The sequence below is a fragment of the Butyrivibrio sp. WCE2006 genome (assembly GCF_000701985.1).
Classification (GTDB): Bacteria; Bacillota; Clostridia; order Lachnospirales; family Lachnospiraceae; genus Butyrivibrio.
In genome coordinates this window covers 111,371-135,433 of record NZ_JNKH01000002.1, presented here as the reverse complement: position 1 = coordinate 135,433, position 24,063 = coordinate 111,371, and the positions used below count along the sequence as shown (strand labels likewise).

The following is a 24,063-nucleotide window of genomic DNA, read 5'->3' as shown; positions in this document are numbered from 1 at the left end:
ATCCCCCTCATTCTTTAATAAGCTCTGCAATATGATTTGCCACTCTCTCTGAAGCATGTCCATCGTCGTAGGATTTATATTCTTTTAAAAATTCTGAAACATTATTTTTATATTTCTGTTCATTAAATGATTCAATCTCCCTACATAACTCCTCCGTTGTATGTCCTTTGGGATATGGAAGATCATCTGGCCTTATATAAAATCCATAGTCTCTCTCTGCTTCTTCTGCATCATTAAAATATAAAAATATAGGTTTTAAAGTTAATGAATAATCCCAAATTGAAGATGACCAATCTGTGATTAAAATATCTGAAGCAACCAATAATTCCTGCATGTCTGGATATTTGGTGACATCTAATCCTTCAGAATAAAACCCTCCTACATCGATTAACCTATATATATATTGATGAAACCTATAGGCCACAATATATTTGCCACCAAATCTATGTTCCAGAGATGCTTTTACTTTTCCCAATTCGAGATTATATGCCTCAGCTACCGTTTTACTCTTATTTCTTATAGAGGCTCTAAATGTTGGTGCAAATAATGCCAGCTTAACATCATCTTCTATATTAAACTTTTCTCTTACTCTTTTAATTATCTTTTCCGAATTTCTAAAAAAGACATCATTACGAGGATACCCCCATGGTTTAAGAATTCCATCATATTCCAACGCCTGTCTATAATTTATTTCGCATTGCCTACATGCTGCCACTGCTAAATCAACATCACTGTAATTCTGCTTCATTATCTGATAGCTTTTAGTATCATTTTTTAATTCATAAACAAATTTACCTATCTTTTTAAATGGTCCTGTGCCATGCCATGTATTTATATAATATTGGCCTGCCTTCTTCTTAAATCCTGTAGCTGTATTCATGTTTGTAATCACTATATGCGAAGAGTAAAATGCTTTCTCATATTCAATACTTCCTCTTTTAACCGGAATAATCTGTTCCGGGAACTCCATATTTGCATCATCCGTAATATCCCAAAACATTTCAACATCAAGTTTTTGCCTAATAATCTCTTCAGCAATATATTTAGGATTACACATATATCCAAGGCCCCAAAAAGTATCAAAAAAGATCCGGTTATTTCTGATAAGCATAGATTCTTTTATTTTGTTTATTTCCTGATCTAATTCCAATATAAACTGTCTTGGAATGACTTCGACACTTCTTGCATTTGATTCTTTTAGTAAATTACATATATCTTGGGAAAACTTTGGCGATACTGCCACATACACATGGGAATCTGATAATTCTTTCTTTATACTATCAAACCTAATAACTGGTTTATCAAATAAACTATCCGGTTGGTCAATACTGTCCGTTACTACAAAAAAACTTACTCTATCTTGCTCGTCTTCATATGTAAGATACCTATATAACTCATGTGCATATTTACCTGCGCCATATATGACAAGATTGCATAATTCAGGAACGTTAAGCCTCATCAGCACTCCTCTCTCATTAAGATGATTCCACTACTTTTTTCGTTTATCATCAATAATCCCGATCATTCTAATCCCTTTTTCATAAATCTTATATGTATAATCATGTAAATCATAAACTATAACTTATTATACTTTTGAGGATTATTTATTACGTCCATTATTCTATAGCTCAAACGTTCGCATGCATGCCCATCATCAAATGAAGGATCTTTTTCAAAAAATAAATGTAGATCTCTTTGATATTTATCATTATCAAAATCTTGAATTATTTTGCAAAGTTCCTTATTTGTTTTGGCGCGTGGGTAAGGCCATTCTTGTACTGGCCAATAAAAACCTCGTTCACTATTTAAGTAATCATCCAAATCTGGTTGAAATAAAAATACTGGACGTTTCTGCAATGAAAAGTCCCACATAATCGATGAATAATCAGTAATAAGTATATCTGAGATAATAAGTAATTCCATCACATCTGCATAATCAGTAACATCACAGCATTTAGAACTATTATCAATTATCTTTTGGCTAATCCCTTCGTATTTCACCCAATAGTGGAATCTGTATAACATCATTACTTTTTTCTTAAAACGATCTGATACCACACTTATAATTCTTGCCACATCCAAAATTTCATTTTCATTATCTTTCGAATTTTCCCTAAATGTTGGAGCATACAATATGACTAAATATTCCTGATCTATTCCTAGCCGTTCTTTTATCTCATTAATATAATTATCATTTTTTTGAAAAAGCACATCGTTTCTAGGCACTCCAAATTCTTCAATTTCTCCTTCATACAAAAACGATTCGCGAAACATACATGTATTATCAGCTGAATTAGATACAAAAAGATCTACTCGATTGAAGTTCTTCCTATCCCATATTTTAGATGATTCTGATGCATAATCTATGGATGCAAATACTTTTTTAAATGGTCCAGTTCCATGCCATGTATCAATTAGATATTGTTGATCTCGCTTTTCTAATTCCTCCTCAGCCCTATCATTCGAAATAATTATTCCAGAAGTATATAATTTCACATAATATTCAGGAGAAAAGCGTTCCACACAAGTAATACCAGATGGTAAATTATTAAGAATTCCTTTTTTTAAATTCCAAATTAACTCAACCGGTAATTTTGCATCAAGAATAAACTTAGCTAAATATTTACAATTACAACTATAGCCTTCGCCTTGATAACAATCAAAGAAAACTCTGTTTCTTTTTATTGGCAATTCCCTTAGTCCTTCTTCTATTAATCTCGACAATAATAGATAGTCTTCTTGTGTTATCTGCTTAACCTCTAATATATCCATTCTTTTTAAAGTCTCATAAATCTCCTGTGACTTATTTGGAGATATCGCTAAATAAACAATTTTATTTCTCAGAAACTTATTTATCTCACTTACCTGATAAATCCTTTTTTCATAAAGATATTTTTCACACTTTGATTTATCAGTTACCACAAATCCGTTTACACTATTCTGTTTTCCCAGAATACATAAATAAAAATACAATCGTTTTGCATAATTTCCTGCACCATATATGTAACAATCCTTATGATCCAATTCATCATAGCTCATAGCATTCATTATGTTTCCTCTATGCTATCCAATAATTCGCTAACAGATATTATCCTTTTGATATTGTCATTTCCCGAAAATTCATTATAAATCAACTCGTAGTCATCAACTGTTGTAACTATAAGCATATCAATTCTTGGTAGTTTATATGATGGAGCATATACAGGTATTAAATAATCTATCTTGCGTTTATCGATTGCATACCTAATATCTGCATTTTCAGCAATCAATCGCTTTGTAAGCGTTTTCCCAACAACCCCCATACCATATATCGCAATGGAATATTTTTTTTCAAAATATTGTGAAATCGTCTTCCCTTTATCCTCAAGAGTCAGAATTCTATTAATCAACCGCAGCACACGTGCCTTATGTTGTAATACTTCGTAATCCTCTGGTATGCATATTCCTTTTTTTCTCTTTCTATCTATTATTGATATTATTTGCTGCTTTTCTTTTTCGGAAATATTCAATGAATCCTGCTTTGCATTATAAACCGCTTCAAGATAGGCATAATGAAATTGTTCATCTGGCTCTAAATACATGCCTTCTCCCCATTCGTTCCATGCATTTATAAAGGTATACTCATTACCTCTAATTCTTCCCAGATAATATAAATACTTCATCTGAAGATAAAAAAGCTCTGGCGAACTTCCCAGAAAAGCTGTTCCCTTTTCGCCTCTTCTTGGTGTGTCATCATATCCCGGAAAGCCACAAAAAGCAGTGTTTTTCTGTGAAAAATAAGCATTAGATATTAACTGTTCAGATATATCCTCATAATCATGGAATAACTCTTGATATAAGCTGGAAGAGTAAGCTGGTTCCGATTGTATATTGATTTGGCATTCTTTACTGTATCCTTTTTGTCCAATGTAGTATAAACCCTCCAATCCTTTTTTTCGGGCCAAATTCTCCCAAAAACTTACCATTTCTGAAAGCATTGGTATATTCTGCGGATAATATATCACGAAAATTGGTTTTCCATCTTTTTTCAAGTAACGATCATCTAAAAAGAACGGGAGTAAATAATTAAAATGCACTTCCCATTCGTTTTTGTTTCCATAAACTTGGGGGATAAGTATCCCATCATCCATCCCCTCTTTTGTAGCGCATCCCATGTTCCAAGTGTTTCCGCTAAATTTACTCCAAGACCTAATCCAGCTCTCATTAGCCCAACTAAAGCAAAATGGCATATCAATATCTGTCCATTCAAGCAAATTCTCAGCTGGTTTCTCTAGTATTTTTCGTCCATTACCAAAATAATAATGATAGAAGCACAACCCATCTATTTGATATTTATGTAATAAATCTGCCTGCCATTGCATTACAGTTTTTTCTAATAAGTTATAATAATTTTTTTTGTAAGGAATATGTGGTTGTACGTGTCCCTCCGCATATGATTTTCCAGCCTTAACAGCAGTCCATTCTGTATAACCTTCTCCCCACCATGCATCATTCTCTGGTATGTTATGAAATTGTGGTAAGTACATTGCAATTGTTTTCATATACTATCAACCAACATCAAATTCATGATTATAATAAACTAACAGTCAAAAGAAAGCTCAGTCATAATATGTAATTACTTTCGGTGGCAACCAAAAAATAACATTCCTCGGCACTCCAAAAGATACTAATTCATCTTCAATATTCTTATGCAACCTATTACCAACAGATAAAACAATAATATCATACGAAGTGCTCTTTATTGTATCCATTCCACTAATTGGAGGTATAGATGGAAATATTATGTCTTTATAATTTTTATCTATCCAAGCAACAATAGAGAATTCATTTTTTTTCATTATTTCTTGGTAATAATCAATACCTACTCTACCAGCTCCATACAGGATTACTCTTTTACCAATGAATTTGCCCCAAAAAGGAAATTCATAAACAGGTCTAGATATCAGTTTATTAAATTTCAGATAATGTGGAGCCATTTTTAACCGAAAATATATGTATGATTCCAACTGAAGCATCAGCTCTTGTTCCAATGGATTACCTGCAAATTGAAAAGACAAACAATTATATATGCGTTCCAGACTATCAAGAAAACGATCCATCTTCTTATGTGTAGCTGAATCATACCTATGACAATAGTTATAGAAAGCCTTATCTGTTATAGTAATTCGCTTGCATCGAACCAAATATGAAAAAACAAATACTACATCCTCTCCAAATTGGATATTATTATCTATTTCTTTAAATACTAAGCTAGCCAAATCTTTTTTGAACAATTTGCCAACCATATATGTAAGCATTCCCCGATAATTATCCCTTGGGTTTGCATAATTATATATCATATGTGAATGAACAAATCTGATTGCTTCCTCTTCCTCGTAATTTCCGGGCGCAAAAAAATCCTGCTCCTTTAATTCCATACCATTCGTTAGCACCCAGTTACATCCACTTGTACAAACGTCCGCCTCTTCAATTTTTTCAATTAGATTAGAAACATAATCCCTCTCAACATAATCGTCAGAATCAACAAAACAGATATATTCTCCTTTAGCTTTTTGTACACCGTTCTTTCTGGCATAGTTAGCACCTTTATTCTTCTGATGAATTGCAATTATATTTTTCTCTTCTCTTTCGTAATCATCACACATTTTCCCAGACAAGTCAGTTGAACCGTCATCAACTAAAATTATTTCAATGTTTTTATATGTCTGATCTCGTATGCTTTCAACACACCTATCAAGATACTTTTCAGTGTTGAAAACTGGAACGATTACACTAATAAGCGACTCCATATTACAACCTCTACTCTGGTATCAAACTACTAATAAACTCCGCTGCACGCTTTGCAGCCTTACCATCTTCATGAACTCCATATTTATCAAAAAATGCTTTTATATCCTTAACATAATCCACCTCGTTGAACTTCAATATGTTTTCTCCGAGTTGTTCGTTACTTTTCGCAATCATAAATGGCAGTTCATCATAATCAATATAAAAGCCTCGTTCTTTTGACAAATACTCTTCTTTATCCGTTGCAAACAAAAAAACCGGTTTATTAACATACGCCGGTTCAAACATAATACTCGAATAATCTGTTATTAGCGCATCTGATACTCCTACAAGTTCTTCTCCGTCATAATAATCACTTACATCTATGACGAAATCAGGCATTTTTATGTTTTTGCTCTCTTCACTTACAAATGGATGTAGTCTAAGTAATATGCCCCAATCTCCACCAAATTTTATATCTAATGTTTCTTTTAACAATTCAAAATTTAAATCATTTGTAAAAATGCAATCATCTGAGTCGGCACTTTTCATCCTAAAAGTAGGGGCATATAAAAGATATTTCTTATCATTTTCCAGCGAATATTTTTCTCTTAACACACTATAATCATAATCACTATCAAAAAGAATATCCGATCGTGGTGAACCTACATAAATGGCTGGTCCATTATACTTAAATCCACTCCTACAGGTTTTCTCATCAAATTCGCTACCAACAAATAAATAGTCAATATTATCCCAACCATTTACTCCATGCGAATTCTTATTTTTGTCCCCCCTATACTCTAATTCATCATAACCAAACATTTTAAGAGTGATACTTGACCAATGCTTCATTTGAATTTTAATCTGACCATCTCGTACCACTTTACAACCTGTATCAGTTAAGTAATATTTTGCATTAAAAATATATTCATAAAATTCCCTGGGATGACCATGAGAAACATTGTATACATTATTCATTTGAACACCAACGTTATTGTTATCCTTCCATCCTATCGTAATATCTGGTCTTATTTTCAACAATTCCTTGACAATATTCTTTCCATGACCCGCATAATCCACAGATGTAATCAAGAGTATTTTTTTTCCATCCAATGGTTTTTCTTTACATTCCTTTGAATATATTTCCAAATCACTTTCAGCCAAAAGGTAATGATCGATATTATGTTCATCTAATGCTTTTATTACATCAAAACGGTATTTCTCAGTAAGTGCAACAACTATAAAATCTCCATTCTGAGGTTTATATTCCTCTATACCAGTTATTTTTTTTCCAAACATAGTATCTTTTCTATCTTTTTTTGAGACAAGAAACTCAAAGTTTGTTTTTTTCTTTTCAACTAGTTCTAATGCAAACTTCTTCCCCCAATTACCTGCCCCATAGATAATGATTCTATGTGCATTATTCAATAAATCATTGTGCTTACTCATCCATAGCGAAAACGTATTATTGTTAGTAAATGAAATATTGAAAATGTCCTTTAATTGAGCATTTTCAAGTTCTCTATTGTTATCTATAGTTTGGGGATTTGATAGTGGAAAAGTCATTGATTCAGTTCTGCTAATTGCATTATACAATTCATCCTTTTTAGAATTAAATTCATGTGTAGCATCCTCTGTAAGCCCTATGTACCTAACCAAGTTCTTATTAGGATAAAGATGTAACCCCTTTTCCAAAAATGAATTATATAAATATTGATAATCCCATGCAGAAGTAAGTTCTTTAGAAAAAACCCTATCAAATGATTCATACCAATACCTAATTACATCTCTGTCTTCAAATATTTCTGATAGATAATTTCTGTTAATCATCTCAGGAAAAGATTTTATCTCGAAATCATACTTTTCCCATGATCTCCTCCATGTAGCCCACCCCCATGTATTATTGATATGAGTAAAATAGTAATCTGCATCATCACTACTTGTAATGCCAAAATTCATCCCAGATACAGAAAAGATTCTCTCATCATCTTTATATTTGTTAAGCATTTCCTGACAAAATATATAGAAATCCTGCGATGGAACACAATCATCCTCTATAATTATTGCTTGTTCCTCGGTTTTAAAAACTTCCATTATTCCACTATAAGGTCTATATCCGCATCCCAGATTAATAGAAGAATATATCTTAGTGACTTCACAATCCCAGTCTACATTCTCAGCAATTTTCCTACACAATTTACATTTATGTTCATCCTCAGATACATTATCTCTAGGTCCGTCCGCTACAATATATAATTTACTTGGTCGTACAGCTCTTATACTTGCAAAACTTTCTGACACACAATCTGGTCTATTAAAAATAATATAAATTATTGGTGTAGTTAATTTAAATTTATCCATAATCATTCCATTGCCACAATCAAACATGTTTCTTCTGCTACAGCCATTCCCCATATTTTTGAAATCTCATCATTCTATTCAGATAATAAAACTAATTTCATCATCATTCTTTCAAGATTTCCTACAGTCATATCATTTTGAACCCAGTTTCTTGGAATTGTGAAATTATCAGAAGCTTTATCTGCTAGACCACTTTTCGTAGTAAATGCCATATCAATTCCACTGTTTTTCAAAATTGATATGGTTTTATACGAAAAATCATTTTCTCCACCAAAAGGGAACGAAAAGCACGTTACTCTTTTCCCTATTATTTCTTCCAGTTTCTTTTTAGATTCTACTATTTCATTTACTTGCTCATGCTCTGACTCATTTTTTAAGCAACTATGTGTTATTGTATGCGCACCGATATTTATATACTTTGATTTAGATAACTCTCTTAACTCTTCTTTACTCAAAATACGATTTTCATCATATCTAACACTCTTCACATCGTATTTCTCTGCCATCCATTTTAATTCATTTTCGCGTTCTACATGAGTCATCCCTTTTAGGATCGGATGCATTTCAAAGCATGTATTCAACTTACTTTCTACACTGTTAGTAATGTATTTCTTCCCTTTCCATTCAATAGCATCGGGAAGTATAGTACTATTACATATAATATGCTCTAATGTATCCCACCAAAATTCTTTTTTTGTATCTATATTACCGGTTGAAACAAAAATTGTAGCAGGAACATTATATTTCTCAAGTATAGGAAGCGCATAATACAAATTATCTGCATAACCATCATCAAACGTCACTGCTACAGAAGGTTCTGTAACTCCTTTAGTAATATCAGTTATACTAATTAAATCATAGTTATTCACAAGATATCTAATGTGTTCTTCGAACCGTTCTGGAGTAATAGAAAGCTTCCATATATCGCTTTTTAAATAATTAACCCTATGATAATATAATACCCAAATGGGATTGCAAAACTTGTTCCAACTTCTGTATGTCAGCTCTGACTCTATTTCACTTATCATATGTTCATAAACAATAAAACAGTCGTCTATATTCCTATGGTTAAGTTCGACCAATAATTGGTCTCTATACCTTTTACTTACTCCTATTATAATTCCATCATGTATTTTAAATTCAATATTAGAAACAGATATCACAGGAACATCTAATACTTTGTCATATTGATGATCATCCGTTACAACAAAAGCTGTCAGATCAATACCATTTTCTTGAAGAAAAGCTCGTATGAATCTTCCATACTTTCCCGCACCATAGCAGTATATCGTCTTATGTTTATTTACATAATTTAGTAATTCTCTGGCTTTCATCTCTTAAACGCCTTAACCCCAATAGCAATTGCGTATTCTGGATCAATCTGATTTAGTTGATTCAAATCCGGTAAGTCCTCCTGTGCTAATCCCTGAATAAAAGCTGTAGCAGCAAGTACATTTCCAAAAGGAAACACTTGAACATTTTCTTCTCCATATACTTCTGATACTGCTCTTCTAATTCCTTCATGAGTAAATCCCCAAAAATGTCCCCACCGCTCCATATCATATCTAGAAACCTGAGAAATATTTCCTGCAACAGTTGCAAGTAATAGTCCCCCATGTTTTAAGATTTGGAATGAACCTTCTATTGCAGCTCTATAATCATAAATAAAATTAAATGTCTGGGTACATATAAAGACATCATATACACTAGTTTTTAGTGTCTCAGGTCTTGTCAAATCCTGCCCTTTATCGTATCTAATAACGTCATGTGTCATAGCATTAGGAAAGCATTGTTTGCTATAAGTAGACTCACCAACTTCTAAGGTCATTTCTACCTTATAATCTGATGAAAATTTCAATGATTCATCTATTAAGAAGGAATCTATATAATATCTGTCTATCGCTGTTCCTCGATCAATCCCAAACTTTCTACTTATAGGTTCAACGTTTTGTAGAAATAACTCTGAATTTATCATACACTCACTACTTCCTTATAAATATTATAAAGCTGTTCGCTAACTGTTTTAGGATCATATCTCTTCCTTGCAACTTCATGCTCATTTAGCGATAATTCCATAGCAAAAGCATCGTCATCAAATATATGTTCAACACAACTAACAAACATATAATCTGCATCCATTTGATACAATAATCCCGTTTTTGTATGCTCTATAAGACTTGGTGTTCCTCCTGTATATGAAGCCACCACAGGAACCCCCAGAAGCTGAGCTTCCCCAATGGAATTAGAAGAATTCTCTATTGTTGAAGGAACCACTAGGATATTGGCGCTTAAATATCTTTCAATCATCTCTCCTGACTCAAGGGCCCCAATAAATTCAAATGTATCTTCAATAGCATATTTCTCCATTAGCGCCTTTAAATACTCGCTGTATGGATCTGTCACAATTGATGCAGTTTGGGATAACGACGAATTGCCGCTTATGAAAACTCTAATATCTGTATACTTTTCTTTCAACATTGCTATTGCAGGGATTATTAGATGTATTCCCTTGATAGCATATCCTCCTTGAGTAATAAAAATGGAATGCCGCTTACAATTTGCAACATCCCATCTACGATCATCTCTATAAAACTTCTCTCGTAAAACCTCTCCACAATATCTATATCGTATACTTTTATTTACACTTCTAATGTAACTTCTATCCCACTCAGTACGTCCTAATACATATTGGATTGCCTTCAACGTAGTAATTTCGTTCAGTCCGCGTTTTATCATTTGTTCATTATCGTCACTTATCTTACGTCCATTTCCTCCAATATGATTAATCCACTCCGATGGTATGGAAACTGAAGTGTATGGAACTATCGCTGATGCCAATCCCTGAATGTGAACAACTACTCTAGATTTAATACCAACTCTATCGCAGGCATTAACCATTGAGAGTGTGGCCCCATACTCACTCCCCCATATATGAACTACATCCGGTTCTGAATCTCTAATTATCCAGCTGAATCTTTCAACTTGCTCCTCATTACTATTATGTTCTATTCCAATTGAATGAAATGAATAAAATCTATAATCTGATGTTTCTCCATCTTTCATTCTTTCTAAATTACTAATCGGAACACATAAAGATAAATCAATATCAGCATATTGATTTATCGCATTGAGCATCCCTGAAATCCATCCCTCATAATATTTTTTTTTAAATCCCAGAATATCACAAATCTCTGCTGGAACTGTGTTGCAAAGCCATAGAATATTCATCTTTCGCTAACTCCGTTTGGAAAATCTTAAAATTGTAACTTTGCTTCTCATATTCAATCAAAATCTTATGGAAAACCCAAAATGGTATATCTACTAGGTTACTTTGCTTCTTTATGCATTCGATTATCTCATCACTATATTTTATTGAAGAAATAACTATAACTGTCCTATCATCCTTTTCCAATTTAGTCGGCGACATAACCTGAAATTTCCCCTTTTCTTTAATAGAAGGATTTGTATCAAGGTAACCAGCAATCTCGTATCCCATATCTAAAAAAAGCTTTTCTGCCGTTTCTCCATATTTTCCTGCTCCCCATATGAATACTTTAGACTTCATATCAATGACCTTAGCAAAATATTTAGCCACATTATCTATTTCATACTTATTTTCTGTAATACTCCAAAAAAAAACATTAAGTATAACGCTATCAATCGCCTTTCGCCTTGTTCCTAAATATAAATCTGGCATTTTCAGATACGTACTATATGTAAGCAGATTATTCTCTCGTCTAAGTGAGTCAATTTTTATTGATGAAACTCCCATGTCATCATAGTATGCTAAATTCTCATTAATCATTACAAATTTATAATTTTGCAAATATAAATCTATAAGCATCTTTCTATCAGCTACTATTTTGTATCTTGTATCAAATTCATGTTCTTTTTGTACTTCTGTTTTCACAAATACTCCTTGATGGCATGCAATCATCCCTTCTAAAATGTATGAAGGATCTTCACATATAGTTTTTATACCAACCTTTCTAAGATTATGAATTGCTGTCACATTTCCATAAACAATATCTGCATCCGTTTTACTAAATGTATCGATTACATTTTCAAGAGTATTATCATCATAATAATCTCCACAATTAAGGAATCCTATAATATATCCACTTGCCTTACGAATTCCCTTATTCATTGCGTCATATATCCCATCATCCAATTCACTCACATAATAGTCTATATACATTTCATATTCAGATATTATCTTTTTCGTCCCATCTGAAGAATTTCCATCAATTACTATATATTCTATACTGTTCTTCGTTTTAAGATTCTTGATATTTTCCAATGTAGTTTTTATGCTATTTTCTGAATTATAACAGACTGTTATTATAGTGACTGTGATAGATTGATTCATTATATTTTATCCTCAAACAGATTTTCTTGGAAAAGGGTATAACTTCACTATTATTTGTAATATGTTGTTTTTTATCAGTCGGTAATAATATGTAAATAATTAGGGTATGCTGAACAATAGCATTTATATAAAACAGTATACGATATATCGTTAATTTAATAGCCGTCTTAGAGTTGATAAACAGCTCCACCATGTGGCATCTGATCAAGATGCCACATGGTTTATATTAAGCTCTTTCATCATTCACAAAGTAAATTACAATCCACCCACATATAAGTACTAAATCCTTCTATTTCCAATGTCTTACAAATACTTAAACAATTTTTTTTAGCCGGCGTAATTATCACTAAAGCATCATCTTTATAATTACTATAATAACCAATATCTTTCACGGGTATTTCACAAATGCTTATTTTTTCTCCTTGTGCAGTAGTAGTAGCTATCCCTACTATCCTGTTTTTCAATAACTTCCCATATTTCTCCAGAAACCTTTCTGTATTCCTCCCAGCTCCATATATTATTATCAATCGGTTCTTATATTCAAGTCTTATAAGAGCATCCATATGTTCTGCTATCGCACAATAATCAGTAAATGAATTCACCTCCCATCCGCAAGTATCTATCATCTCATCAATATCTGCTGCAATTGTTAACAATACTGACTTGTCAGAAAAAATGCCATTTCTGTACTTCCCAACCATTCGGGTCACCATAAAAGGAGCGTTTATCATGAACATCTTTTTCATTTTATAATCTATCATCGCTTTTATGGTATCTCTCTGTGCCATAAAGATTTCTTGCCATGTATCTTTTGAAAAGACTTTCTGTTTTCCGCATCTATACCAATAGACCGGATAGTCTAATTCATATACTTTTCCAGCTTCTCCAATAGCCCTAATTATAAAGAATTGATCTTCAAACCTCTTGTAATTTAAATACCTAATCTCCATATTATCAATCAGTGACGTTTTATATATGTATCTCCAATGGCCATACATATAATAATACTCTTGTGCATCAATAAATCCGTTTTTAGTACTACTATCATCCCCCATTCCTGCTGAATAAAACAATTTTTCAGTCAGTCCATCATACTGTATAACATTTCCACCACAAACCTCAGCATTATTATCAACCGCTGCCATATATAATTTTTCTACACTATCGTTTCTGAGATACTTATCATCAGGATCTATAAAAAGCAAATAGTCTCCTTGAGCAAGTTCTATTCCCTTATTTCTAGCATTTCCAACTCCTTGGTTTTCTTGATAAATATAAATAATTCTATTCTGCGAATACTTTGAACTTATCAACTCACGCGTGTTATCTGTTGAGCCATCATCAATAACTATTACTTCATAGTTATCCAGTGTTTGTTGAAATATACTATCAAGACATTCACTAATATATTTTTCCATATTGTAAGTTGGAATAATGATGCTAACTTTAATATTCACTCAAATACATCCCCTCACTCTACATACTAGTAAAAACAGCATCCCAAGCCTTAACCGTATCAAAATTGATAAATCTTTGAGCATCTAACCAAGATTCCTTGGATTTTTTCACATACAGTTCATGATTTTCTTCCAGTTTAATAATCATCTCCGCTGCTTGTTCAGCATTACCTTGCTCAACAGATATAATGCCAGTATTCTTTTTTGCTAATTCCAAATAGTCTAATTGATACATGACTATAGGTATAGAAAACGCCTTTGCTTCTAGAATCACCATAGGAAAACCTTCTCCTGGAGAAGTAAATAACATAATACCTGCCTCACCATATATCTCATCTAAATCATTTTGAAATCCGCATAGCTCTATATTTTTATCTAGTTTTTCATATTCAATTCCACGTCTTAATTCATCCAGTACCGCTTGATTGACAGTAGCACCATACACTCTAAGTATCACTTTTGGGTCAATTTCTATCACCTTTTTCATTATTGGAATTATATCAAGGATCCTTTTGTTTTTATTATCCAACCTTCCTACCCATATGATATTGTATCTATATCTATACCTATTCTGATATGCTCTAATTAGGTTTGGATTTACTGGGTTAGGAATGTAAACACTTCTTATACCATATTTTGCCCAATATTCTCTATCGCTTTCAGACAACGTAATCAGTGTGTCATTGATTTTATAGATTTCATTATGCCTTCTAAGCCCCTCGCTTCTCCTCAAAAAATTTGAAACACTAGTATGCATCTGCGTTACCACCCTAAGGCCAATCAATTTACAGAAAACCGCTTTATAATAGTAATCCAACCCTTCATATGGTATATGAAAACAAACAGAGGTAATTCCGTTTTCCATAATAATTTTCATTAGTTCACACAAATATAAATACATATCTGTTTCAAAATTTATATAAATAATCTCTCTAGAAATCCCTGAAGCATATTGATAATCATTCATGCTCTCTGTTTGATTAATTAGTAAAACTCTATACCCCTCTTCAAACAATTTTGTTGCCATGATAGCAGTAACCCTTTCTGCTCCGCCAGTTGTCAATCTGTCAGAAATCAAAGCCACTGATTTTCCATAAGCATTATTCTTGCTCTCATCAAAGATTTGCGAAACTATATCATTGACTTTTTGAATCTCATCAACAAATAGGAATTTAAGTGCACATACAAATGCACAATAATCAAGATGTTTATTCTTCTGATATGTCCCATCTTGAATACTCTTTACATACATCAAGCACTTCTTCAAGTAGTTATTCTTTATAGCACCACTGTTTATAATATAAGAAATATTATTAATAACTATTGCATGAATATATTTGAAAAACTCTGTATAATCATACAAAGCAAAGGTCTTATCATGATACTCTTTCACAATCTGTTCGCGTATTTCCTTGTTGTTTTTGGGGCTAATGAAAATCCGGGGATTCTCATTTATTGATTTCAATACATCAGGCTTTTTTACACTCTTCCCCATGAACTGTTTATTTTGCTTATTTGCATCTGTATCTATAAAGAAATCAATTTCAGGAAGTAAGCCTTGAATATTTGAAGGCACATTATCAATTAAATTTCTTAACTCAGTCATTGCAACCTTGCAATTTCTTCCACATCCCCAAACTATCCATTTATTACGCTTCAATTCCAAAGAATCATTTTCTACCAAACCAATCTATCCTCTCCCAAATTATTATTGCAGCACTATTAGTATAATTAAATTTATTTGTACTTAAATCAAATGATTCATTAACTTAATATAGGCATTTTTTCATAAACTTTTTGCCCTGTCAGTCTATCTTACTTTTCATAACAAGACTTGTTTGGAAAAAGCTCTGCAAATGCTTCATTAATTATCTTCTTTACATTCTCGAACTCATTATCATATATATGTATCCCGGAATCTAATGAGTAACAACTTTTTTTGCTATGCTACTTTCTCTGACATCTCTCCCATCATCTACCCAGCCAATAGAATCTGAACTAATTCCATTTTTCCATAAAACATATGGTAAAGAAAATTGATCTCTAAGCTTATGTCTCATATATTCTTGATACCACAATTCTAGTATTTTATTGCCAAGTTCATTCTTATGATGGGAAACAATAATACTACATTCAAAAAGTCCATAATGGAGAGGCATGCCTTCCTTATAATATTCTTTAAATAAATTATTTAAGGCTCTGTTATCTACGATATTTCTTAATGATATTCTGATTCCCTCTTCATAAATACAATCGCGCCAGGGATGTTTTAATATTGCTAAACCGGTTGTGCCATTGCAACAATTGATATAGCTAGATATGTCTCCTATTATCTCTATACTCCCATCAATATAAATTGAATAATCATATTCTTTGAAAATTACATTCCCGTGCGTTTTACAATATCTATTCTTTTCTTTATTTGCTAATAAATGTATATTTCTAATTTCATCAACATCTAAATATCTGTAAATAGATGTATCATTTCCCTTTCTGTCACTAATGCAATAGTAATCACAATTATCAGAAATAAACTTAGGTTCAATTAGGTCATCATACCCTCCTGTTATACACGTATAAACTGCTATTTTGGGATTTGTTTCTATCCTCTTTTGTAAATCAAATCCATAAAACTTATTTATTACCATATCTTCTGAGATATAAGAATCCAAATCAATTATGTGTAAATACTTGTTTCTTTCTAGATTAGTGCATGCTTCTTTGACATACTTAACTCCCAAACATACAAAGACCAATATATCTTCTTTTATGCACAAAATTTCTTCCAAAGAAATCTTAATTACATCTCCCGTAAACGAATCAAGCACGTCTTTGTCTGCATCACAGACATAATTTGGCTTTAAATCCACATATTCCAGTAAACTATACCCATAGTTTCTACCTATTTTCCCAATGCCATAAAGGCAAACCTTCCAATCCTCGCTTTTTGCCATTGAAATCATTTTCTTAATATCTTTACGATTATTCTTATTCATACCCACCTCAAAACTGTACAAGCATTATATTATAGTCGATATGCTATAACCTATTACTGAGAATAACAAGTATTTCTCCGAATTCACAATCACACTTTTGTAGTAGTACTAGAATTCTAAAAAGGTTTATATTAGATCCCTTCATTATTTTCTAAATCACTGGTTTTGTTATAGTTGTTAATCAATTTAATTAAGAAAGATAATTATACTTAAACTGTTTGTTTTAAGGCAGCGCATATAATACTGTTTCAGATGAGTTACTACCATAATGTCTCATATATAATTTATATCCAAGATTGAGTGAAAGAATGTACTCTGGAATTCTATAAAAATCATCATGAAGATGATAAACGCAAATAGCTAGCTTAGGTTTATTTTTCATTATAACTTTCTCAGCACCTTTCAAAGCATGCAGTTCTGAACCCTCAATATCCATTTTAATAAAAGACACTTCATCTTCTAGCACTATTTCATCATCAATAGTTGTCGTCAATATTTTAAATGAACTGTCAATGTTCTTTTCTGTAATGTGATATTGACCATGACTTATATGAAAGTACACTTCTGTCTGCTTATCCCACAGACCTTTGGATATTATTCTATAGTCAGCTCCTATTGTATCTAATCTTTTCTTACATAATTCTAGATTATTTACCATAGGTTCAAATGCATATACTTTCTTTAGTTTTTCTTTTATTAACTCATGCAATAATAAACTTGTTTCACCGTCAAAACAGCCAGCATCTACAAATATCTCGTTTTTGTTCCATGTAATGAAGGGTAAATCAAAGTATTGATTCCTTAATGCTGTAAAAAAACCTTTTCCAATATTCAAAATATTATTCTTACTGACACCTTTTTCTAGCAACTGCCGTTCTATTTCTTCTCCATATTTTATTGAGCTAACCAAATATACTTTCGATAGGTTATTTTCAATATACTCACTTGCTTTGTTCACTTTTTTTCCATTTAAGTCTCCATTCTCAGGATTATTATCAATAAAGCATTCAATACTTATTTCAGGAAATAAATTGGCAATTCTCTGACCAATTTTACCCGCTCCAAAAATAACAACTTTATCTTTTTTCATAGCTGCTTGTATGATATTTCTAACATACTCATTATCTAAAATAAGTTTTCTAGTTGCTTTTTGTATTCCTTCTCCTACAGAAAAAGCTAACCTATCAATAAATATTTCTTTCGAAATATCGTCTTGCATTTTTGAATATATAGTACAAACACCATTTAATGTAATCTCGTTGTATCTCATTTTTTCCTGTCCCCAAAATAAAAATTCCGCTGTTCTGTATGTCATCTAAACTTATCCTTACCAAATCAAACTCCAATTATCAATCAAATCTATTCTAACAATTAGTCTATTTTATTATAGCAATACTACAATTATCACCTATAGGAAAACGCCTTAATCTCATATTGTTTTGCACTTCAAAATCTCTGACAGCCTTTCGTACACCTGAAAGTTCCTTGGAAAAATAGTCATGTAGAAGAATAATTCCCCCATCGACCATTTTATTATAAAAAAACTCCAATCCAGCAAGCATTGGTTTATACAAATCCATATCCAAATTCACAAAGCAAAACTCATCCTCTATTCCTCGACTACTTTCAGGAAAGTATCCTTTCCTTAAAATACAAAGCTCTTTATGTGGCATTCTGTTAATAACTATCCTCTCACTAGTAGCTTTAAAACCCTCTGTATTATTAAATTTACCATGCAAAAAATCATTATCTCGAATTTGACGTTCATGATCTAAATCTCGAATATCAAATCCATCAAAAGTGTCAAATAAATACAATTTCTTATATTTAAAAAAAGTATTCATATATTGAGCAAATTCCCCTCTATTTACTCCACATTCAGCTATTGACCCACGTATTTTTTCCTCTTCTGCATATTCTGCAAAGCGTTTTACCCATATAACACGTGGGTCTTTATTCTCATCATATCTATTATATAAAACAAACACTTTTTCTTTTAATTCTAAGTCTTCCATTAAAACTTTTATTTTGTTATTTGGAACCGATAAAGCTACTAGCTGTTTGAAAATATCATTACGTACACTTTCTTTTGAGTTACTTATAATAATCAAGTCAAAGCTTATTTCATTAACAACCTTTGGTGGAAAAACATTTACTCCATCTATCTTTTTTTTATCAGTAAAAGCATTATCCACAAAGCCTACTACCTCGACGCTATTGTCATTTTGGTAAAAACAATTTAATGCTCTCCCAAATTCTCCTGCACCAAATATCAAAACTCTCATTCGATTATTCTCCTAATTAGTAAAAGTGTTTTTTTTAAACCCTCTTTTTCAATTACGCTTTTCCAACTACCATGCTCTTTATGAATGGATACTGTTTTCTCAGAGAACATATCTGGGAAACCACTTATGGTCAATGGAGACATAACCTCAGAAGGATATATCACTACTCCATTCTCATTTTTACTATATTGATTAATTATTTGAAATCCATTTTTTCGTAATATTTTATTTAAAATAGTATGTGCCTGTTGCTTTTTCTGTTTACCATTAGAATCTACATAGTGTATAGAATCATAATATGATAACATTTCACCAATTACTTCATTTCCAGGTACAGCCCCAAAACCACATCCATTATTTATCCTATTTGCACAGCCCATATTAAAAAAGGCTTCATCATTCAGTAGTTTATCAAATGAACTTATTGCCTCAACATCAGTATCCAGATAAATTCCGCCATTTTCATAAATCACTTTTAATCTAATATAATTAGATGCAAATCCCCATGCTTTACACTCATATGCTTCTCGAAGATAATCACAATCTGAAAATGTCAAATTATTTTCATCCCATCTAATTATTTCAAAGTTCGGATTAAAATGTTTCCACGTCTCTATATTTTCCTTAAACTCGGTTGGTAGTTCCTTCTTTCCTAACCATACATAGTGAAGTTTTCTCGGTATTTTTCTTTGCCCTTTGCTAAAACTGTACTCCTTTATAGGCTCCCTAGTATTCCTAATAAATAATTCTAGAAAACATTCTAATCCATCCAACTCTGGTATTTTATCAAGTTGATCTATTATCTCCGCTGCGTAGAATACACTACTAATGAAACAAACATAATCATCAAGCTGCTGAACTTTTTTTATCAAGTCTTCCACTGAAATTATACGAAAGCTCTTACTTCCTAATGAAAAATAATGCCCCCAAAGTGAAGGATTATTATCAACCACAATTTCAATATCTTTGTCCAAAAAATATATTTCTACACACGATTCGAAAGATCTACCTGCGCCAAATACAATTACCTTCTTGTTCTTTATGTATTCTTTAAACTTTGTTGATCCAATGTTCTTAATTTTAACCATAATATTTTAGGAATTTGTAATCCGCATTATATGTATACTATAAGCTTTTATATAGTTCACATAATCCAATTATTTTGTCGCTCTTATCACTTTAAAATTATTAAATTACCCTTCACCTTTATTGAATATCATTCCTAAGCTTATAAAGGCATTGGTTAAGCTCATCCCTCTCATCTTTATAGTAATTTATTTCCTCTATTATTTTTTCAGTAAGTTTTACTTCATCGTTAATATACGGTTTATTGTCTAATGTTCTATAAATATCGCAATTTACTTTAGATATACCATGATAATAAGCCAATGCTAATCTATGCACTCCGTCGAAGATTTCATTGTTTTCATCTATCTTTAATTTGCTATCGTTTGAATATCCGCTATCTTCCCAAGAAGCAATTAGTTTTATAAATTGCTCTAACCTTTTCCTTGCTGTATCTGGACTACTATGTACCTGTTGCGCCTTCATATATATTGAATAACCAATTTTGTTTATCTTATAATATTCTTCAATAGCCAACACTCGAATCACTATCCTATAATCATTTTTGCAAGTTGTTAGAATTTCATTAGTTGGTACTAAAACTCCTTTTTTTATCGGTTCTCCATACCACATGTCAAAAATAAATGGATATATCCATACATAATTTTTTAGTCCCCTTTCATTAAGCACTTCTACAATTTCTTTCAAATTAGCTTCATGTACCGCAATACATATCAATAGATCATCATTTATATCTTTTATGCTCTTTACTGGAATCCCGTGATATTCACTGTTTTGATTATGGGTAGTAACAAATGAAACAGTATTTTTGCTAAGTTCAAGTCTGTTTAAAGCTTCATAAAAATGTTCAGCTACAAATCCTGTTCCATAGATATAAAAATTCTGTTTTTTCAACTTATCAATTAGTTTATCAGCTGTATACCCTTCATTCATGCTCATATGTTAAGTAATCTAATCGTTTTTTCTACAGCCTTACCATCATGCATAATTCCATTTTGTTTTATAAAACTCTCTGACTTACTTCTATATTCATGATCATCAAACTTTAGAATATTATTAATAAGTTCATCATTATTTGTCGCTATACTAAACGGTATCTCATTAAGCTCAAACATCATATTTCCACGGTCCCTCACATATTCTTCCAAATCATCCGCATAAATAAATCCCGGTTGTCCTGTAAGAAATCCTTCAAAAATTACAGTCGAATAGTCTGTTATTATTGCATCCGTAGCAGCCATGATCTCATTCATATCTGGTCTTACTGTTACATCAATAAGCCTATCGCTTTTGGTATTTACTGCCATCTTGTCCGTGTATTTCAATAGCTGAGGATGAAGTCTTAAAAAGACGTACCATGTTCCTCCAAATCTTTTTTCGAATGCATCTATCACTCTATCAAAATCAATTGATGATACATTTTCATTTATCGACCTGAATGTGCCCTGGCTTCCACCTCTAAATGTTGGCGCATAAATGACTATTTTGCAGTCCTTAGGAAGATTGTATTCTTCTCTGAATTGCTTGTGTTTTTTGTCTACTTCATTAATTAGAACATCGCATCTTGGAATGCCTAACTGCTCTATCCTGCCATCATAGAAAAGTCCATCTCTCCACATCTTTGTGCAATAGTCACTTCCGGAGATGAGTATATCTATAAGATCAGAATCAGCCTTTGAAACCAGATAGGCCATTTTAGAAAAGTTTTCACCGCGATACTTACCTATAGGTTTTAAGCTAAGTGATCCGTGCCATGTTTGAATATATGTAGTTCCCTTTCTTTTCCTTGTTCCATAGAAGGTTCTGGTATTTCCTATCCAAAACCTTGCAGTAGTCATATGGTATGCCCTATTCCATACACTATCCTTTACCTTTATTATCTCTTTTGGAAACTCCTTTGTTGTGTCTGTAAGAATCCAATATAGTCTGTAATCTGATTTATTTTCTCTGCTTTGTTTTAACAATTCTTCTGCTATATATTTTGGACTGCATCCATATCCGCCCTGGCCTTCCACAGTCCATAAAACAATCTTGTTCTTATCTATTGGGAATATCCGGCATATTGAAAAAGGAATTCCGTATATAAATGCTTTTACCTTTCTGCCTAAAATGTATACTTTCTCAGAAAAAGAGCTATTCATTATATTTAATCCTCTATAAGGTTGAGGAAGCGCTCAAGACTATAGAGCAGTAGTTTTTTTTCACCATTCATATTTTCAGCACACCCCGGGATAAATTCACCTCTCTCAGGGCCTTTCCAATTACGCATCCACGCCTCAGCAGGCCTTGACATCGGCTTTTTCTCAGGAACTTCAAAATCCGGATATCTTTTTCTAAATAGCTCTCTTATTAGATACTTGCTGTCTCCGTTTCGTACTCTGTTTAAATCCAATGGTTCTGACATTTTTAATTCTTCGTAAGGGTCTATGAAATCCAGTCCTATGCTTCTGCAAGCTAATGTGAGAGCTCCAGCAGTTGCTATGGAATAGATTTCTTTTATAAATTTTTCGTTGTCAGCTATCTCGCCCTTCTTGCCATATCTGTCATATATGTAATAAATGTCACTGGGATTTACCAATACTGTTTCAGGTTTTATATATATACTCCTATCTATCCACTCTTCCAAAGTCCAGTCCTTTGACATCATTAGGCTCATGCCACCAAATTCTGTATCTGCGGTATCCCCATGTATCATGCACTCTATTCCATCCTCTTTGGCTTTTTTAGCAATCTTATATGCCTGAGGTTCATTGGATATTATTGGTGCGCCTTGGAAAAGAGCCAGTTCGTTCATACAGTTTTCATAGTCATCCCAGCCTACTTCCACCACAATGTGTTCAAGGTCATATTTATCACAATACTTTCTCGCCTGTATGGTTTCATCAATTGCATTCTCACCTATGCACTTGGCAGTATATGCCTTAGTACCTTTGGGCATATATGATGCCAGTATAGCCGAGTCAATTCCTCCGCTAAGAAGAACTCCGCATTTGCTTAAATCCAGTTGTTCTAATATTTCTCGTATGTTACGGTCTATATCTTCTGAAGTTTTACATGGTCTTTTTTTATCTTCCGGAATTAGCTGGTGTTCCTTATGAGCTAAACCGCTTTTGAAGATTTTCTCTTCATCAACAACAAATCTAAAGGCTAAATATGAGCTCATGCAAAAATCTTTATCTACTGTCATCTGATTATTCCTCTTTTGGCGTAATACTATTTAGATTCCTATTTTTCCTCAAAAACGTTAATCATATTGGAGCCACAAAAAGTCAAATCTCGTCCACTCTTCTTGGAACCTCTACTCTTAGCAATGTACTGGATATATTCGGCGTGTGTGGCAGATATATAACGTCCACCCCATATGGTTTCAAGTCCTTTTCAGTCTGTATCCATCTTTCATCACCTTTCCAGTCATCGCCGATAAATACTGCATCAAAATGGTATTTCTCATATAGCTGAACTTTATCCAGTGTGTCGACAATTACACATTCATTAACGCTTCTGAGATTTCTGATAATCTCAGCTCTGTCTTCCTGCGAAATAACTGTTATCTTGTTCTTGTACTGCTGAACAAGACTGTCGGAATTAACACCAACTATAAGCTTCTCGCACCTCTTTGCTGCGTTATTTATAATGTGTAAATGTCCTATGTGGAACATATCATATACGCCTTGCGTATAGCCTAGTTTGTACACTATTTCTCCTGTTTTTATGTATGATAAAAGCGCAGCTATCGCTGC

At 32.5% G+C, this 24,063-nt stretch carries 19 protein-coding genes; all 19 read right to left on the bottom strand.

All coding sequences use genetic code 11. The features are described 5' to 3' along the window. Positions 1–7 precede the first annotated feature (7 nt). On the bottom strand, positions 8–1,459 hold the full coding sequence (locus tag T501_RS02505; protein WP_044913072.1) for a CDP-glycerol glycerophosphotransferase family protein: 1,452 nt from the start codon (positions 1,457–1,459) through the stop codon (positions 8–10). 116 nt (positions 1,460–1,575) lie between these two features. Then, complete coding sequence (locus T501_RS02500; protein WP_044913071.1) at positions 1,576–3,048, bottom strand: CDP-glycerol glycerophosphotransferase family protein; 1,473 nt, start codon at positions 3,046–3,048, stop codon at positions 1,576–1,578. Next, complete coding sequence (locus T501_RS02495; RefSeq protein WP_050008082.1) at positions 3,048–4,541, bottom strand: glycoside hydrolase family 99-like domain-containing protein; 1,494 nt, start codon at positions 4,539–4,541, stop codon at positions 3,048–3,050. The genes T501_RS02500 and T501_RS02495 overlap by 1 nt, the downstream gene beginning before the upstream one ends. Positions 4,542–4,598: 57 nt before the next feature. Then, entirely contained in the window at positions 4,599–5,789 is a 1,191-nt protein-coding gene (locus T501_RS02490) for a glycosyltransferase family 2 protein (RefSeq protein WP_044913070.1), read from the bottom strand. 10 nt (positions 5,790–5,799) lie between these two features. After that, entirely contained in the window at positions 5,800–8,184 is a 2,385-nt protein-coding gene (locus T501_RS19845) for a CDP-glycerol glycerophosphotransferase family protein (RefSeq protein WP_081843009.1), read from the bottom strand. Positions 8,185–8,204: 20 nt separating this feature from the next. After that, positions 8,205–9,464, bottom strand: a complete 1,260-nt coding sequence (locus T501_RS02480; protein WP_044913069.1) for a polysaccharide deacetylase family protein — start codon at positions 9,462–9,464, stop codon at positions 8,205–8,207. Continuing rightward, positions 9,461–10,105 (bottom strand): hypothetical protein, encoded by a 645-nt coding sequence (locus T501_RS02475; protein ID WP_081843008.1) that lies wholly within the window; start codon positions 10,103–10,105, stop codon positions 9,461–9,463. The genes T501_RS02480 and T501_RS02475 overlap by 4 nt, the downstream gene beginning before the upstream one ends. Then, positions 10,102–11,358 (bottom strand): glycosyltransferase family 4 protein, encoded by a 1,257-nt coding sequence (locus T501_RS02470; RefSeq protein ID WP_044913068.1) that lies wholly within the window; start codon positions 11,356–11,358, stop codon positions 10,102–10,104. Before T501_RS02470 ends, T501_RS02475 begins: the two co-directional genes overlap by 4 nt. After that, positions 11,312–12,499, bottom strand: a complete 1,188-nt coding sequence (locus T501_RS19840) for a glycosyltransferase (protein WP_050008080.1) — start codon at positions 12,497–12,499, stop codon at positions 11,312–11,314. Before T501_RS19840 ends, T501_RS02470 begins: the two co-directional genes overlap by 47 nt. A 239-nt stretch (positions 12,500–12,738) precedes the next feature. Next, positions 12,739–13,956 (bottom strand): glycosyltransferase family 2 protein, encoded by a 1,218-nt coding sequence (locus T501_RS19835; RefSeq protein WP_050008079.1) that lies wholly within the window; start codon positions 13,954–13,956, stop codon positions 12,739–12,741. Positions 13,957–13,975: 19 nt separating this feature from the next. Next, a complete protein-coding gene (locus tag T501_RS02455) occupies positions 13,976–15,640 on the bottom strand; it encodes a glycosyltransferase family 4 protein (RefSeq protein ID WP_044913067.1) in 1,665 nt (554 codons plus the stop codon). 235 nt (positions 15,641–15,875) lie between these two features. Further along, positions 15,876–16,952: a glycosyltransferase domain-containing protein gene (locus T501_RS02450; RefSeq protein WP_044913066.1), complete on the bottom strand. Its 1,077-nt coding sequence runs from the start codon at positions 16,950–16,952 to the stop codon at positions 15,876–15,878. Between the two features lie 223 nt (positions 16,953–17,175). Beyond that, the gene (locus T501_RS19830; RefSeq protein WP_050008078.1) at positions 17,176–18,267 is read right to left on the bottom strand and encodes an FkbM family methyltransferase; all 1,092 of its coding nucleotides are present in this window, start codon (positions 18,265–18,267) and stop codon (positions 17,176–17,178) included. Between the two features lie 61 nt (positions 18,268–18,328). Beyond that, positions 18,329–19,237 carry a TylF/MycF/NovP-related O-methyltransferase gene (locus tag T501_RS02440; protein WP_044913065.1) on the bottom strand — a complete coding sequence of 303 codons (909 nt, stop codon included), beginning with the start codon at positions 19,235–19,237 and terminating at the stop codon, positions 18,329–18,331. Beyond that, entirely contained in the window at positions 19,234–20,325 is a 1,092-nt protein-coding gene (locus T501_RS19825; RefSeq protein ID WP_050008077.1) for a glycosyltransferase family 32 protein, read from the bottom strand. Before T501_RS19825 ends, T501_RS02440 begins: the two co-directional genes overlap by 4 nt. 118 nt (positions 20,326–20,443) lie before the next feature. After that, a complete protein-coding gene (locus tag T501_RS02430; RefSeq protein WP_044913064.1) occupies positions 20,444–21,262 on the bottom strand; it encodes a hypothetical protein in 819 nt (272 codons plus the stop codon). Next, positions 21,259–22,464 (bottom strand): CDP-glycerol glycerophosphotransferase family protein, encoded by a 1,206-nt coding sequence (locus T501_RS02425; RefSeq protein WP_044913063.1) that lies wholly within the window; start codon positions 22,462–22,464, stop codon positions 21,259–21,261. The genes T501_RS02430 and T501_RS02425 overlap by 4 nt, the downstream gene beginning before the upstream one ends. Positions 22,465–22,469: 5 nt before the next feature. Beyond that, positions 22,470–23,510 (bottom strand): asparagine synthase-related protein, encoded by a 1,041-nt coding sequence (locus T501_RS02420; protein WP_044913062.1) that lies wholly within the window; start codon positions 23,508–23,510, stop codon positions 22,470–22,472. An 82-nt stretch (positions 23,511–23,592) separates the two neighbouring features. Continuing rightward, positions 23,593–24,018 (bottom strand): FAD synthase family protein, encoded by a 426-nt coding sequence (locus tag T501_RS02415; protein WP_330376973.1) that lies wholly within the window; start codon positions 24,016–24,018, stop codon positions 23,593–23,595. Between the last annotated feature and the right edge of the window lie 45 nt (positions 24,019–24,063).

Excerpts from the sequence above, each read along its gene's own strand:
- T501_RS02505 (WP_044913072.1), bottom strand. The coding sequence starts at position 1,459 with ATGAGGCTTAACGTTCCTGAATTATGCAATCTTGTCATATATGGCGCA.
- T501_RS02500 (WP_044913071.1), bottom strand. The coding sequence starts at position 3,048 with ATGAATGCTATGAGCTATGATGAATTGGATCATAAGGATTGTTACATA.
- T501_RS02495 (WP_050008082.1), bottom strand. The coding sequence starts at position 4,541 with ATGAAAACAATTGCAATGTACTTACCACAATTTCATAACATACCAGAG.
- T501_RS02490 (WP_044913070.1), bottom strand. The coding sequence starts at position 5,789 with ATGGAGTCGCTTATTAGTGTAATCGTTCCAGTTTTCAACACTGAAAAG.
- T501_RS19845 (WP_081843009.1), bottom strand. The coding sequence starts at position 8,184 with ATGGGGAATGGCTGTAGCAGAAGAAACATGTTTGATTGTGGCAATGGA.
- T501_RS02480 (WP_044913069.1), bottom strand. The coding sequence starts at position 9,464 with ATGAAAGCCAGAGAATTACTAAATTATGTAAATAAACATAAGACGATA.
- T501_RS02475 (WP_081843008.1), bottom strand. The coding sequence starts at position 10,105 with ATGATAAATTCAGAGTTATTTCTACAAAACGTTGAACCTATAAGTAGA.
- T501_RS02470 (WP_044913068.1), bottom strand. The coding sequence starts at position 11,358 with ATGAATATTCTATGGCTTTGCAACACAGTTCCAGCAGAGATTTGTGAT.
- T501_RS19840 (WP_050008080.1), bottom strand. The coding sequence starts at position 12,499 with ATGAATCAATCTATCACAGTCACTATAATAACAGTCTGTTATAATTCA.
- T501_RS02450 (WP_044913066.1), bottom strand. The coding sequence starts at position 16,952 with ATGAATAAGAATAATCGTAAAGATATTAAGAAAATGATTTCAATGGCA.
- T501_RS19830 (WP_050008078.1), bottom strand. The coding sequence starts at position 18,267 with ATGACATACAGAACAGCGGAATTTTTATTTTGGGGACAGGAAAAAATG.
- T501_RS02440 (WP_044913065.1), bottom strand. The coding sequence starts at position 19,237 with ATGAGAGTTTTGATATTTGGTGCAGGAGAATTTGGGAGAGCATTAAAT.
- T501_RS19825 (WP_050008077.1), bottom strand. The coding sequence starts at position 20,325 with ATGGTTAAAATTAAGAACATTGGATCAACAAAGTTTAAAGAATACATA.
- T501_RS02430 (WP_044913064.1), bottom strand. The coding sequence starts at position 21,262 with ATGAGCATGAATGAAGGGTATACAGCTGATAAACTAATTGATAAGTTG.
- T501_RS02425 (WP_044913063.1), bottom strand. The coding sequence starts at position 22,464 with ATGAATAGCTCTTTTTCTGAGAAAGTATACATTTTAGGCAGAAAGGTA.
- T501_RS02420 (WP_044913062.1), bottom strand. The coding sequence starts at position 23,510 with ATGACAGTAGATAAAGATTTTTGCATGAGCTCATATTTAGCCTTTAGA.